Genomic DNA, 12,731 nt, shown 5'->3' on the forward strand with positions numbered 1-12,731 from the left:
GCTTGCTTTGGTTCAGTTTAAGATCGCTACGCTTTATGGGCATTCGGCCTTTCGCTTTCGCCTTCTGCCCCCATAGACTGACTCAGCAAGGAAACCGTGAGCTGAATGCCATCCTGTAATCCTTGTAAGTATAACCTCTCATTCTGTATCCCCTTGCTTAGAATATGCCGATTCTCCCACTCTGCATATTCAGGCATCCTTTCAACGTCCTTGCCTTCAAACAAGGCTTCAAACACCATTACATATCAATTCGCAAACGTCAGGACTATGGTGGTCCCGGTACTTCATCTGAGGCTGTCGGAGTAATTGTAAAAGCCATAAAAATAATACAAAGGTATTATAAGTATTCACTCCCTACCTTCAAGCAGCAGCGCCCCTCCTTTTGAAATGACTTTCCAATAGATTGAGTGGCTTGCCAGCAAACGATTAAAGAGGAATGGAAGCAAGCGCCATATACAAATAAATGCAAAAATTTATCTCCTGCTCAATATGTTGACAAGTGGTACTTCAACTGCCGACAGTTCCATATTTCTTAGCATCAGGGCTACGTCCTCATCATGCTGAAAAATGCCTTCCTGCGATCTTCTATCATACTTTTTACAAGTAATGTCGCCAGAGATAACGACAACTATTCGACTCATGGTAGCCCAATGAATCTGTAAGATTACCTTAAGCATCCCATCCACCAGCAAATACCTTCTTACCTGCGCCAGTTGGACCTGCTCCCGGGTTGAAGGCAGTTATCGTTTTTCCAACGCCATATTTCTGATTCGCTAGAGCAATAACTTTCCCCAGCGCTTTGCCTCTTTCCACCAATAAAGCCGATTACCCTGAGGTTCAGGCAACCAGCTTTCTGAAAGAGAATCTATATAGAAGAGGATCTCAATTTAAGGCACTCTCTTCTATACTCAATTTTGTCAATGAACCATTTCTTCTTGTTCTAATTCTTCACAAGTAGGCTTTCGCCTAACGTTGTTGTGTTCCTGAACCCCAAAGGGGTTGTCTGCTGAAATCCCTCTTCGAAATCCAACTCGCAGACCTAGGCTCCATTGGAGCCGCAGCTTGAATATTGTGTTATCAGATGTCAGTTCCTTCCTTGATTTACTCAACGTCAATTTTTGTTAACTCCTTTGTCAGTATTATTTCCAGAGGTTCATTCTCAAGCATTAAACATCCAGCATCTCTATATCCAAGCTTTCTATAAAAATGTTGAGCTTCTTCATTTGAAAGTGTTGAGGTCATAACCATTTCAAATCCTTTTTGTTTCATCAATTCTTCCCAATAGTGGACAACTTTTTTACCAATACCTGTTCCTCTATACCCCTCATCTATCCATATCATATTCATAAATGGTGTGTTGTCCCAAAAAAATCCGTATCTCATCCAACCTATTTCTTGATTGGATTCTCTAATTATTAGAATTTCATTTTCTTTTATTTTTGGTCTTATAAGTGTCTTATGTATGTGCTTGTCTCTTAACGAGATATACTCATAATCTGATTCAATCGCAAAATCAATCTTCATTGTAGATCCTCCCATTTCACTCTTTTTCTTAGCCGATTAGATGTGTCACCTGAACAAACTTCTGCGAAATTCCCTCTTGGTGACCTAGGGAGCGTAGCGACCGCTGTGGTAATGTAATGTTAGGCGATGCCACCCTGAATCCCCCCTCATATACTAAGCCCTTATCCATGTTGATCTAGTGTAACCAATCTTCATACCAACTCGTTCCATATTTCGATGACTTGACGAACAATATGAAGTCTGACTCACAACTAATTTACATGAATTCTTATAAGCATCATTAATTCGCCTCTGAAGTAAATGTGTTTGAAAACCTTTGTTTCTATAATCTGGTAGAGTCGTTGCAAATGTAAGAGAAGCAACATTATCCTCCATATACATCACTGCAACAGCCGCAGGAATATCGTTGTAAAATCCTATATAATACTTCCAACCACGTCGAGCATATAACACTTTATTATTTGCAGCTACATAGGATTTTCCTTCTAATGAGAGTCCGGTACCCAAACAATGGATTTCGGCATATATATCAAACTCGTTTTCTTGTAATTCCCTAATATGTATTTCTTCGTTTTGTCTAATATTGATTGCCGAAGAATCACAATATAGTGTTGTGTGAAATCCTGATTGATAAAAACCTTTCTGGGATAACAATTTTAAAACATCTTGATTAACCTTACTGGGAATGATCTGAATCTCAAATTTCCTTTCACGTTCCTCATAAAAACTAAGTACATCGTCTAGCACCGCTTCTTCAAATAATCCCTTCACATTATTGAACAATCCCCATGGCATTGTTCTACTATAGAAAGCAGTACATTGTCCAAATTTATTTATCTCAACACCTTCTGGATTTCCTTCTCGTTCTTGAATCGCAATCATCCGATCTATCATATAATTGATTTCAGATCTCTCTAAGGTTTCAGCTAAATCATGATTCATTATCATCTTCTTCTATTATTCTCCTTTCCTTGAATTACTTCTGGTGGTTTCGCCTAACGTTGTTGTGTTCATGAACCCCGAAGGGGTTTTCCTCCCCGAAATCCACCTCGCAGACCAAGGCTCCGAAGGAGCCGCTGCTTGAATATTATGTTATACGATGGAATCACTTCTTCGATTAACCACCATCCATTCTTGATTCTAATCTTTCATTGTTCTGCTATATGTTCCAATAAATCTCCTGGCTGACAACCTAAAGCCGCACATAATTTATCAATCACTTCTAATGACACATATTCGTTCGTATTGAGTTTCGCCATTGTAGCAGACGAAATACCTGTCATTTTCAATAAATCCTGCTTCTTAATCTCCCTGTCGATCAATAATTTTTGAAAAGGTTTATAACTAATCATCTGATATTCCTTTCACACATCAAGTGAATTTTTCTTTAATTATATGAAAGTATATTTCCTTTATCAAAAACATCTTCAACATGTATTGACTTAATTATTTTATATATTAAAATTATATTTAATAAGTTGAACTTTTATTCATAAAATCAAATGCATTGGATGGTGTTTAGTATGCATAATTCTTTAGAAGTCTTACTTGATTCACTCATTCATACTCGAATTGAATCTTTATATGGCGAGCTTACCAAAAACAACTCCAGCTACAACCAGTTCTCATCCGAACGGAATCTCTACTTCAAGCAGTTACATGAGGGAGTACCGGAGAATATACAGAAGACCCTATTCCTTTACGACGATGCTGAGCTTTCTGTTCAAGCTATTTTAGAACGTGAAATTTATTTGCAAGGTTTTAAGGACGCTCTTCACCTGCATAACGAATTACATATATCTTTAGATTGAGAGCCTTCTGGCTCTTTTTCATTTTTGATTCTGTTGTATAACGTTGTTGTGTTCCTGAACCCGAGAGGATTAAGGGAGCGAATGCGACCGGGTGCCCTCCGCATCTTATCCTCGCAGGGTTGTCTGCCTGATTCCACTTCCTCGAATTGCCTCGGGCAGACCAAGGAGCATAGCGACGCAGCAGGAAAACGGTGTTATATGATAGGGATGCCTTCATTGAGTTACTTTCAAGAAATCTCTTATCTCCTGTAATGCAGCATTCCGATTAGATTCAGTATTATTAATCGTCAATTTATCGATTTTCAATTGATTTATTATGTCTAATTCATATTCTTTTCGTTCTTTCAACACTTTACAAAGTCCATCTAGACCTTGGTATCCCTTTGCTTTGCCGTATCCTTGCTCAGTGTAATACCAAATAATATGGCTAAGCCAATCATCAGTCCGCTCTTGAATAACTCTATCAATTGTCGATCTTATCTCATCTTGGTAAAAGTAAATTATCTTAGGGTTCAAAGGCTGAATTATTTTTTCTAATCTCTTGATAAAATCAGTCAGCGTCCGTTTGGACAGATTGAACCGTCCAAACATCAAAGTAAGCGGATTCTGTATAAAACAACATTCTAATATTACTGTTCCGTGAGTCTGTTGAGCTTGTCTGACGAATTCCTGCCATCTCTCAACTATTAGCTCTTGATATCTATCTAAAGTTACATTGTATACATCAAATCTGGCTAACTCATCTATTAAATTCTTATGTGTTTCCATAGATATTTGTTGTTGTAACTTACCGTAGTAAATTAATTTATATTGCTTTACTACCTGAGTTAATTGATCTATCACATGAATTAATTCAGGGTACCTGTCTTTTAGGGCTTCATACTCATCTAAATCCATACAAGCAACGGATTCGTAGTCTGCTGGATGATTTAAATCACCTTCCAGAAACAATTAGCTGAATATACCGTTTACATCTAACAGGTCTTTAATATATTGAGCTGTGGTTGTTTTACCTGATCCTGGTATACCTTCAACTAGAATTAATCTTGCATGATTCAAGTGTTTGTCTCCTTTTATTATCTTTTTATTGTCTTGCATCCCTTTCACTTAACGTTGTTGTATTCACGAACTTCCGCAGGAAGTTGTCAGACAGCGATCACATCCTGAATTTCCTCTGCTGACCAAGGCGAAGCCGCTGCGTGAATACTTTGTTAACTGATTTCGACACTTCTTTGATTCACATTCATAGATCATTTATCCAGCTCTTTAATTAGATACATGAGCAGATCATCATCTACCGTCACTTGCTCCCCAGGTATTACTTGAATGTTCCTATAGACAATTCCTTTACCATCCATTACATACCCGCGTTTGTTATACATAATTTGAGCATTTCCATAATCTTTATAGAGCCCTACTCCTAAACCAATTAATCTTGATCTCTTTGATGCTATTCGTTCAAGCTCATCAAACATTCTACTTGCGATTCCCTTCCTCCTAAACTCCGGAAAAGCATTTAGGTCGTTTATCTCTGGTATATTACCTTTTTTAAAATATGGATAATCCGAAGCAAACAATAAGTGGCAACAACCAGCCAATGTACCTGCATAGTAGGCCATTAAAGTTACTCTCTTGCCTTCTATGTTTTCTTCTAAGCACTTATAGAAGTAGTCATTCGAGGTATACCATGGATATCTTTTTAAAAATTCAAAATCCAATAAAGATACTTCTTCATGATTTGAAAGTTGTCTTATTGTTATTTGGTTTGACATTTTTATTCCTCTTTCTGTTGTTGATTTCAGTTAACGTTTCTGTATTCACGAACCCCGAAGGGGTTGTCTGCTGAAATGCCTCTCCGAAATCCATCTCGCAGACCAAGGCTCCGTCAGGAGCCGCAGCTTGAATATTATGTTAAGTGAAGTTCTATCCTTCCTGAAACACCCACTAAAAACTTCCAGCTTCATTAACGTAGGAGTTCAAAGTGCTCTAGGTCAACATTGAATTTGCCCTTTATTAATATATCTAACCCTAATAATCCGTTAATATTATGAAATCTAAATGAAGTAAAGTCTATTGGGGTATCCCTTAAGATATATTCTCCTACCTGTATCCCTTCTATCGTTTTGGTAAACGCGTGTTCTTTACCTCCAATTCCATAACTTGTTATAATATCATCTTCTAAGCCAACTCGAATTCCAATATCATCTACTTCGTCCTGTGAAATCAACGTATGACTTGCTCCTGTATCAATAACCACATTATTTATTACTTTCTTTTGCCCATTATAATGAATCGTTATTTCAGTAAATAACAATCCATCTCTATATTCAATTTTCATTTATAGATATCTCCTTAAGCCAACATTCTTCCGAACTTTCACAATAACCCGATCCTTAGAAGTATGATAAATCAAGGTCCTATCTTTGCTATTCAATAATTCTTTTGTTGCTTCTTCATCACTCACGGGGCCAATTACAGCAACATCATCTATGAATTCTTGATTATCTTTCTCTTCAGAATGAAGAATTTCGAACTTCACAAATTGATTCGGAAAGATTTGTTGTACTTCTTGCCACTTCACGTTAATCCCTCCAAACGTTTTTGGTTGTATTATATCATTTATTTGGTCTAATAGCTTTCAATAGAATTTCACTTAACGTTTCTGTATTCACGACTCAGCGCATGCTGAGTGTCCGGCGAATGCCGGACCCAGGCGTGAATATTATGTTATATGAAGGACATTCCTTCCTTGAGCTGTATCCAATAAGCTTCTGTATTCTAGATAGCAATGTATTCGCTCTCAGTAAGACTTAAGAATTCAATATCAGCACAATAAAAATGGATGATCCCATCCTCGTAATCCTCGACTTCATATTTCATTGGGTAATAGCCGTTTTTCGTTAAATCTTTAATATTAAAGCCACTTATTCGAGTTAGTGCTCCTCCAGATTTAAAGTGCAAGGCTTCTATGTTCGAAAATCTTATAAGTAATTCATATGTTGTCTCATTTTCTTTGATTAAGAACGTTATATGCAGTATAGAAATATTCTCAAAATATTGGTCTTGAGTAACATGAAAATGAAGGTCTGAAAACCACTCAATTCTATAGATTGAAAAATTATTGATGATGGGTTTTATGCTTTCTATGTTCCTAATCATCGTTGAGAACACTCCCTAAATAATCGATTTGTGTGTCTTTCATATAACGTTCCCGTATTCATGAACCCCAAAGGGGTTGTCTGCTGAAATCCCTCTCCGAAATCCACCTGTGCAGACCAAGGCTCCGTCAGGAGTCGCAGCGTGAATATTATGTTATGTGATGTATTCGCTTTCTGAGCTTATTACAATTTATTTTCAATAAAAGGAAGTTTATCGATATTTATCAGCATCTCGCGTACTTCTTCAAAAACCCAATCTAAATCTAAGTCTTCATCATTGAAATCTATATTCCAGTAATGATGCAAATTAATTGATCTCACAAAGTGTACTCCATTATTATTAAGTGTTATTTCCCATGTTATCTGAGGTTTATTTTGATGTTCCATTATTGTATTAATAACTGTTATTAATTCTGCATTTATCAAATTCGACTCTTCTTTAAACCCTTCTTTAGCCTCTATGTTATATTTAATTTCAAGTTCCAATACTGCTTCCCTATTCTCTTCATCATGGACACATTCTTCAGTTTCATCATGGAATAATGCACAATTTCCTCCATAGATAGACTCAGTCGTCATCGTACTATCCCAGCTAAAACTAATTTCTGCTCTTGTAATATACGGAGATCTTTTATCCTTTACTACACAAAGACATTCAAATTCTTTCATTAGAGTAACCAATTCAAGGTTATGTTTTATAATATATGGATTAAGTCCTGCTTCCTTCATCGAATTAATTATTTGACTAGTAATCTGTTCGTAAGTTAACATTCGGACACCTCTATTTTTAAGTTTGCCTTGCGGATATTTCACATAACGTCTTATTTACGAACTTCCGAAAGAATGCTCTCTTCGTCATATTCACGAACTTCGTGAATCCTGCACTTTTCTCCTTATTCCCGCACTTTCTGCGTTTCAATCCTCCAGCCCGCCCATCCGATCCAACGGACTTTGAATCCGCCCAATGTCCCGCCTGCTCACATGTGTATACCGCTCCGTCGTTCGCACACTCTGATGCCCCAGCAGTTCCTGAATGTAGCGAAGATCGATCCCATTCTCCAGCAAGTGGGTCGCAAAGGAATGCCTCAGCGAATGGATACTCACCTGTTTGCGAATGCCCGCTTCAGCCAGCGCTTTTTCAAACACTTTCTGCGCTGAACGTTCCGTCAGGTGGCGGCCTTCCCTCTGCCCTGGAAACAGCCAGTCTTCCGGCTGCTCCGCCCCTATGTACTGCTCGACCACCGCAAAAGCCGCTTCGGAGAGTAGCGATTGCCGGTCCTTCCTGCCCTTTCCTTGACGGACTTTCAGCACTTTCCGTTCCCGGTCGCAGTCTTCGGGACGCAGCCTCACCACTTCGCTTACCCGCAGCCCGGATGTATACGTCAGGTACAGAATAGCCCGATGTTTCGGATTTTTCACTGCTTTCAACAGACGCATGACCTCATTCAGGGACAGCACATCTGGCAGTTTACTCTCCTTTTTCGGACGAACATAGGCGGCGGATTTTGGCTGCTTTAGCACATGGCGAAAGTAAAATTTCAGCGCGCTGATCGCTTGGTTAACATAAGCGTGCGAAAGGCCTCTTTCGAGCAGCGCCAGCGCATATTTTTGCACCGCCGCATCATTTATACTTGCTTCGGTCCCTTGCAAATCGGCGAAAAAGCGTTCCGTTTGCGATATGTATGCTTTAATCGTCTTGCTGCTGTAACCCCTTGCCACCAATGCATCGCGCAATTCTTTCCGACGATCCGGATTCCATTCACCTCGTTCCGAAGAAGAGAGAACCGCATTGGCCTGCGCTCCCCGCCGATCCAGCCATTCCCGGATGTACGGCAGCTCTTTATTCAAACGCTCGTCGCACTCGAACTCGCAGCTCCGATACGCTTCCAACAGGCTTTCTGCTGCCGCGATGCTGTACGGAATCGTCCAGATTTTTTCGTTCGGAACCCATTTCCTGCCCGGTATGGACCGAATCCCTTCTCGCTCCTCGACTCCGTATCGCTCCAACCATACGCCGATCGTTTTTTCATCCCGATAAAGTAGGTTAATCTTCATCTCGCTTGCCTCCTTAGTATATCAGCCGTTCAAAAAATTGGGAATCCAATTTTGCACAAAAAAAGGGCCTTAAGATGGAGATTCATCTTAAGGCCCCGATTCTTTCGGAGCAAATTGTTGATCCGTTAAGCCCAATTTTCATTATCATAAACTGCCTTACCTTTACTTGTCCAGTTCCTCCATCACATCATCCCATAGCACCTCCGCCACCTTCTCCAATAAATACCCCGGCTTCAGGTTCAGTAGGTATCCTTTTGGAACTCGCTCTACTCCCCACATAAACAAAAGATGAGCCTGATTATTTGTTTCTCATTTGTTAATACAATAAGGATATGCGGCTAAAAAGCGTAGTTTCTCGCCATTTTTTTCAGGCAAACCGCTTGTATTACAATCATATATAAAGAACAACGAATTATATTTACCATCTATTTTACCCAGGTCATGTAATAGTGAAGATATAAAAGAATCAACATAGGAAACATCTTTTATACCATCATCTGTCCCGTCAACCAGAAAGACTCCTTCAGCAAAATCTTCGTCAAAATCATCTATTTCATGGTCATTTAAAAAATCGCTAAAAACATCCTCATTCTTATCTTCCGGGTATTTAATCTCAACATATTCAAATAACTCATCATCAGAGGCAAAGTGACCGTACCAGACGGACACCATATTTTTTTCAAAGCAATTCATATCTTCACCCCGCTAAATTTCAGTTTATACGTTTAATCTATCTGTATCCCGCACCAGCTACCATGCCCTCTACCCCACAACAGCTGTTGAAGCTAAAAAGCCCGCGCTGATCGCGGGCTTTGCTTTATATAAGTCAAAATCATGCCTAGTCATATTACTCGACCTTAAACCGACTTAATTCGTCTTGAAGCTTATTGGACAATTGACTTAATTGTTTGGATAGTTCAGCAACCTGCTCGATGCTATCCAATTGTTCCTGCGTGCTGGCGCTAACCTCTTCAGTTGAAGCGGAATTCTCCTCTGTGGTGGAAGAGATGATTTCCAGCGCCTGCAAAATCTCATCTTTGTGCTTGTGGACCTTGGAGGTGTTGTTGCTGATCTGGATCATTCGCAATTTCAAATCTTCCAAATCCTTGTTAATACTAAAGAATACTTGCTTGGTGTTCTCCACCGATCTGGCATTTTCTTCTGCAATTTTCAGGCCGTGAGCCGTATGCTCAACCGAAACACTGGTTTTTTCTTCAATCACACGTACCTTCTTGTAGATTTCCTGTGTCGCCAGTGCCGTCTGCTCAGCCAGCTTGCGAACCTCCCCGGCAACAACGGCAAACCCTTTGCCCTGTTCTCCTGCACGTGCAGCTTCAATGGAAGCATTGAGCGCCAGCAGGTTGGTCTGCGTTGCAATTTGGTTGACCGTGTCCACGAAGCTCGAAATCTCGTGACGGCTTAGATCAATCTCCTGAATAATAGACGACATCGCTTGTGTGGAATTGTGGTTCTCTTCCGCCCATTTGGATAACTGATCCACTACAGCTAGCCCCATTCCGCTTTGCTCGGCAGAGATTTGCACCATCGTTTCTATGGCTTTAGCATCATTGGCAATTTCGTCAATTTGGCCGGACAAAGCTCCGGTTTTTTGTAAAATGTTATCCGTTTCGATGGACTGATAGTTCGTCGCATTGGCTATCTCATTGATTGCTGTCGCAGTATCGTTCATCGTGATCACGGTTCTGGAAGAAATGGATTGCAAATCGTGAGAAGACTGATTCAAGACTTGAGCGGAGCCGCCCACCATTTGGAGCATTCCTTGAATTTTTTGAACCATATTATGAACTCCTTGAGAAATTTGCCCGATTTCGTTGTTGGAAAGTGTATCAAACTGAACGGTTAAATCTCCATTTTCAATCAGTTTGATTTTTGCGAGCAACTTCGGTATTGATCTCAACAGATAACGGAGCGTTATATAACAAATCACAACCAGCAGGATTGTGGCTGCGGCAAAACCGCCAATGGTAATCCAGGTGAAGGCTTTTAATTCTGCGAGCACCTCTTGTTCAGAAATGGTTAAACCTACGGACCACCCGGTATCTTTACTGGTTGCATACCCGATATAACGACGTTCTCCATTATCATTAATCAGCTGTACTCCGGACTCGCCGGCAATCATTTTTTTTCCGATCTCCCCAAGATCACCTGTGCTTTCGTTAATCTTTTCTTTCAACACTTTAGTCTGATCGGGGTGATACAAAATATCACCTGTTTTGGATGCAAGAATCGAATAACCTGTGCTTCCGAGCGAATAGCTTTGCATAAGGGTAGGGATATCTTTGAAGGCAATATCAGCTACAGCAAATCCAATTAACTGATTACTGTTATCTTTGATCGGATAGAAAATACCCATGAGCACACTACCCGAGGCGAGGTCAACATACGGATCTGAGTAGTATAAACCGTCTGCTTCAACAGCCGGTTTAAAGTACGGGCGTGTATTGATATCGAAATCCAGTTTGGACGCAGCACCATCATTCTGAAGCCAGAATCCCTTGCCAGATATTCCGGCAATCCAAGCGTCGGCAAAAGATGGCTCTGCCTTTACAATGGCTGCCAGAGTCGCTTCTGTTTCCGCAGCATATGGAGAAGTTTTCACCATATCTCCCGATGGGGTTGTTTCTATGTATTGCTGAAAAAGGTTGTTCGTTGACATTTGTTTGACAAGCGATCCCTTTTCCTTAAACAACGCATCGAATTGACTGACGATGGCCTGCGTCTTGGTCTGAAGCATGGCCTCTTGCTGCTTGATAAGTATGCTTTGCGTGCTTGCAAACATAAACGTCCCCAAGGTTGCAAAGACGACAACGATAATGACTAACAACACCATGGCCAATGTGTTCGCAATGCTGGATGATCTGAATACGCGCTTTTTAGAATTTTGTGACATGCTGCCATCCCCCCGAGGAATATTGAGCGAAAAGCTCTTAGATAATATGTCGGAAGTTTGCAGTTGTTTTAATAGGTTTTTAGTATATACAAATTAAGGTATTACACGGGACCTAGATGCCTATAGGTATACAGGAGATGCAGCGTATGTCCCCAGGCTCGATTTCCGTGGACGAGCAACTGGATTAGCTATAAGGAGAACCCTGTAGCTACGGGTGAAGAATAAACTGGAGAATGAACCAAATGGGGAACCAACGAATAGAAATGCAACGAGATAGCAGCCATTCTATAAGCCTATAAAAAAAGCATGGATGAGAGCGGTTAGACCGCCCCATTCATGCTTGCCATGCAACAGTTATAAACCGGACAGAATACTCAGCCCCGGCTCATTTCGTAATCGCCGCAACAACGTTGTCAACCAACGCTTTTGACGAGATAGGACCGCCAAACGTCCATGTCTTGCTGTCCAATGCATAGGTACGTTTTTCTTTGACAAAATTCAGGCCGTTCCAGACCGAATTACTTTTCAGCACTGCACCGAAAACATCATCGTCCGGCTGCACAATATAGAGGAAGTTGCTGTCCTGAACGGCAGGCAGCGCTTCAATGCCCACGGTTGAAAAACCATACGTTTCAAGCTTGTCCGGCTTCCAATCGTTAATCAGCCCGATCTTCGCCAGTGTTCCCACGACAACCGAGTTATCCGAAAACATGCGCAGACTGGCCGCATTTTGATAGGTGAACGCCTGTGTCAAACTATAATGGAAGTCCGCTTTACCCGCAGTGGCGAGCTTTTCTTTGGCTTCCGCATAATGCTGATCCAACTCCTTCAGCACCTGCTTCGCTTTATCTTCTTTTCCAAGAGCGACCGCGATGTTATTGAATATCTCTACCATTTTGTCATGATCGTAGCCGTTACCGCTATTCAGACTAAATTCGACTGTGGGTGCAATGGCTTTCAGTTGATCATAGATAGCTGCATTTCCATCAGCATTGGAAATAATCAGATCCGGCTTCAATGCAGCAATCGCCTCCAGATTAGGCTCGTCGCGCGTTCCTACATCGGTCACGCTGCTGTCCAGCCCCGCCTCCGAAGATACATACTGCTTGTATCCGGCATTATCCGCATTACCAACAGGCTGAACACCCAGCGCAACCATATCCTCCGTAAATGTCCATTCCAGCACGACAACACGCTTTGCCGGACTGTCGAGTGTGATCTCACCACGATTATGCTTTACTTTCACAGGACCAGCCGCTTCGGCTGGGGGGC

The 12,731-nt window shown here is 40.9% G+C and carries 17 protein-coding genes; 1 reads left to right on the top strand and 16 read right to left on the bottom strand.

What is annotated here, in order from left to right; translation table 11 throughout:
* Positions 1-26: 26 nt before the first annotated feature.
* From L696_RS0122580 to L696_RS0122610, 5 genes are all read right to left on the bottom strand, one after another.
* A complete protein-coding gene (locus L696_RS0122580) occupies positions 27-197 on the bottom strand; it encodes a hypothetical protein (protein ID WP_155985456.1) in 171 nt (56 codons plus the stop codon).
* A gap of 472 nt (positions 198-669) precedes the next feature.
* Entirely contained in the window at positions 670-813 is a 144-nt protein-coding gene (locus L696_RS30680) for an AAA family ATPase (protein WP_155985457.1), read from the bottom strand.
* A 288-nt stretch (positions 814-1,101) separates the two neighbouring features.
* Positions 1,102-1,524 carry a GNAT family N-acetyltransferase gene (locus L696_RS0122600; protein WP_025685677.1) on the bottom strand — a complete coding sequence of 141 codons (423 nt, stop codon included), beginning with the start codon at positions 1,522-1,524 and terminating at the stop codon, positions 1,102-1,104.
* A gap of 153 nt (positions 1,525-1,677) precedes the next feature.
* On the bottom strand, positions 1,678-2,466 hold the full coding sequence (locus L696_RS0122605; protein WP_342447951.1) for a GNAT family N-acetyltransferase: 789 nt from the start codon (positions 2,464-2,466) through the stop codon (positions 1,678-1,680).
* Positions 2,467-2,672: 206 nt separating this feature from the next.
* A complete protein-coding gene (locus L696_RS0122610) occupies positions 2,673-2,876 on the bottom strand; it encodes a helix-turn-helix domain-containing protein (protein ID WP_010345194.1) in 204 nt (67 codons plus the stop codon).
* A gap of 171 nt (positions 2,877-3,047) precedes the next feature.
* On the opposite strand from L696_RS0122610, the gene L696_RS0122615 reads away from it, so the two are divergent.
* Positions 3,048-3,335, top strand: a complete 288-nt coding sequence (locus tag L696_RS0122615) for a hypothetical protein (RefSeq protein ID WP_025685679.1) — start codon at positions 3,048-3,050, stop codon at positions 3,333-3,335.
* A 213-nt stretch (positions 3,336-3,548) separates the two neighbouring features.
* On the opposite strand, the gene L696_RS0122620 is transcribed toward L696_RS0122615, so the two are convergent.
* From L696_RS0122620 to L696_RS0122670, 11 genes are all read right to left on the bottom strand, one after another.
* Positions 3,549-4,286 carry a P-loop NTPase family protein gene (locus L696_RS0122620; RefSeq protein WP_155985458.1) on the bottom strand — a complete coding sequence of 246 codons (738 nt, stop codon included), beginning with the start codon at positions 4,284-4,286 and terminating at the stop codon, positions 3,549-3,551.
* Between the two features lie 299 nt (positions 4,287-4,585).
* Entirely contained in the window at positions 4,586-5,107 is a 522-nt protein-coding gene (locus L696_RS0122625) for a GNAT family N-acetyltransferase (RefSeq protein ID WP_025685680.1), read from the bottom strand.
* A gap of 191 nt (positions 5,108-5,298) precedes the next feature.
* A complete protein-coding gene (locus tag L696_RS0122630; protein ID WP_014282627.1) occupies positions 5,299-5,673 on the bottom strand; it encodes a retropepsin-like aspartic protease in 375 nt (124 codons plus the stop codon).
* Positions 5,674-5,916, bottom strand: coding sequence for a hypothetical protein (locus L696_RS0122635; RefSeq protein WP_025685681.1), 243 nt, complete (start codon positions 5,914-5,916; stop codon positions 5,674-5,676). It abuts the gene before it with no gap.
* A gap of 197 nt (positions 5,917-6,113) precedes the next feature.
* A complete protein-coding gene (locus L696_RS0122640) occupies positions 6,114-6,494 on the bottom strand; it encodes a hypothetical protein (protein ID WP_025685682.1) in 381 nt (126 codons plus the stop codon).
* A gap of 182 nt (positions 6,495-6,676) precedes the next feature.
* The gene (locus L696_RS0122645; RefSeq protein ID WP_025685683.1) at positions 6,677-7,264 is read right to left on the bottom strand and encodes a hypothetical protein; all 588 of its coding nucleotides are present in this window, start codon (positions 7,262-7,264) and stop codon (positions 6,677-6,679) included.
* 144 nt (positions 7,265-7,408) lie between these two features.
* Positions 7,409-8,548, bottom strand: a complete 1,140-nt coding sequence (gene xerA / locus L696_RS29870; RefSeq protein WP_081750781.1) for a site-specific tyrosine recombinase/integron integrase — start codon at positions 8,546-8,548, stop codon at positions 7,409-7,411.
* Positions 8,549-8,710: 162 nt separating this feature from the next.
* Complete coding sequence (locus L696_RS32395; protein ID WP_280740289.1) at positions 8,711-8,833, bottom strand: hypothetical protein; 123 nt, start codon at positions 8,831-8,833, stop codon at positions 8,711-8,713.
* Between the two features lie 24 nt (positions 8,834-8,857).
* Positions 8,858-9,241: an immunity 22 family protein gene (locus tag L696_RS0122660; RefSeq protein WP_025685685.1), complete on the bottom strand. Its 384-nt coding sequence runs from the start codon at positions 9,239-9,241 to the stop codon at positions 8,858-8,860.
* 154 nt (positions 9,242-9,395) lie between these two features.
* Positions 9,396-11,459, bottom strand: a complete 2,064-nt coding sequence (locus L696_RS0122665) for a methyl-accepting chemotaxis protein (protein ID WP_025685686.1) — start codon at positions 11,457-11,459, stop codon at positions 9,396-9,398.
* Between the two features lie 385 nt (positions 11,460-11,844).
* A partial coding sequence (locus L696_RS0122670) for an ABC transporter substrate-binding protein (RefSeq protein ID WP_025685687.1) occupies positions 11,845-12,731 on the bottom strand: 887 nt, incomplete at its 5' end.

The sequence above is a fragment of the Paenibacillus maysiensis genome (genome assembly GCF_000520815.1).
GTDB classification, from domain to species: domain Bacteria; phylum Bacillota; class Bacilli; order Paenibacillales; family Paenibacillaceae; genus Paenibacillus; species Paenibacillus maysiensis.

Coding starts and splice junctions, on each gene's coding strand:
- L696_RS0122580 (WP_155985456.1), bottom strand. CDS start 197: ATGCCTGAATATGCAGAGTGGGAGAATCGGCATATTCTAAGCAAGGGG.
- L696_RS0122600 (WP_025685677.1), bottom strand. CDS start 1,524: ATGAAGATTGATTTTGCGATTGAATCAGATTATGAGTATATCTCGTTA.
- L696_RS0122605 (WP_342447951.1), bottom strand. CDS start 2,466: ATGAATCATGATTTAGCTGAAACCTTAGAGAGATCTGAAATCAATTAT.
- L696_RS0122610 (WP_010345194.1), bottom strand. CDS start 2,876: ATGATTAGTTATAAACCTTTTCAAAAATTATTGATCGACAGGGAGATT.
- L696_RS0122615 (WP_025685679.1), top strand. CDS start 3,048: ATGCATAATTCTTTAGAAGTCTTACTTGATTCACTCATTCATACTCGA.
- L696_RS0122625 (WP_025685680.1), bottom strand. CDS start 5,107: ATGTCAAACCAAATAACAATAAGACAACTTTCAAATCATGAAGAAGTA.
- L696_RS0122630 (WP_014282627.1), bottom strand. CDS start 5,673: ATGAAAATTGAATATAGAGATGGATTGTTATTTACTGAAATAACGATT.
- L696_RS0122640 (WP_025685682.1), bottom strand. CDS start 6,494: ATGATTAGGAACATAGAAAGCATAAAACCCATCATCAATAATTTTTCA.
- L696_RS0122645 (WP_025685683.1), bottom strand. CDS start 7,264: ATGTTAACTTACGAACAGATTACTAGTCAAATAATTAATTCGATGAAG.
- xerA (WP_081750781.1), bottom strand. CDS start 8,548: ATGAAGATTAACCTACTTTATCGGGATGAAAAAACGATCGGCGTATGG.
- L696_RS0122660 (WP_025685685.1), bottom strand. CDS start 9,241: ATGAATTGCTTTGAAAAAAATATGGTGTCCGTCTGGTACGGTCACTTT.
- L696_RS0122665 (WP_025685686.1), bottom strand. CDS start 11,459: ATGTCACAAAATTCTAAAAAGCGCGTATTCAGATCATCCAGCATTGCG.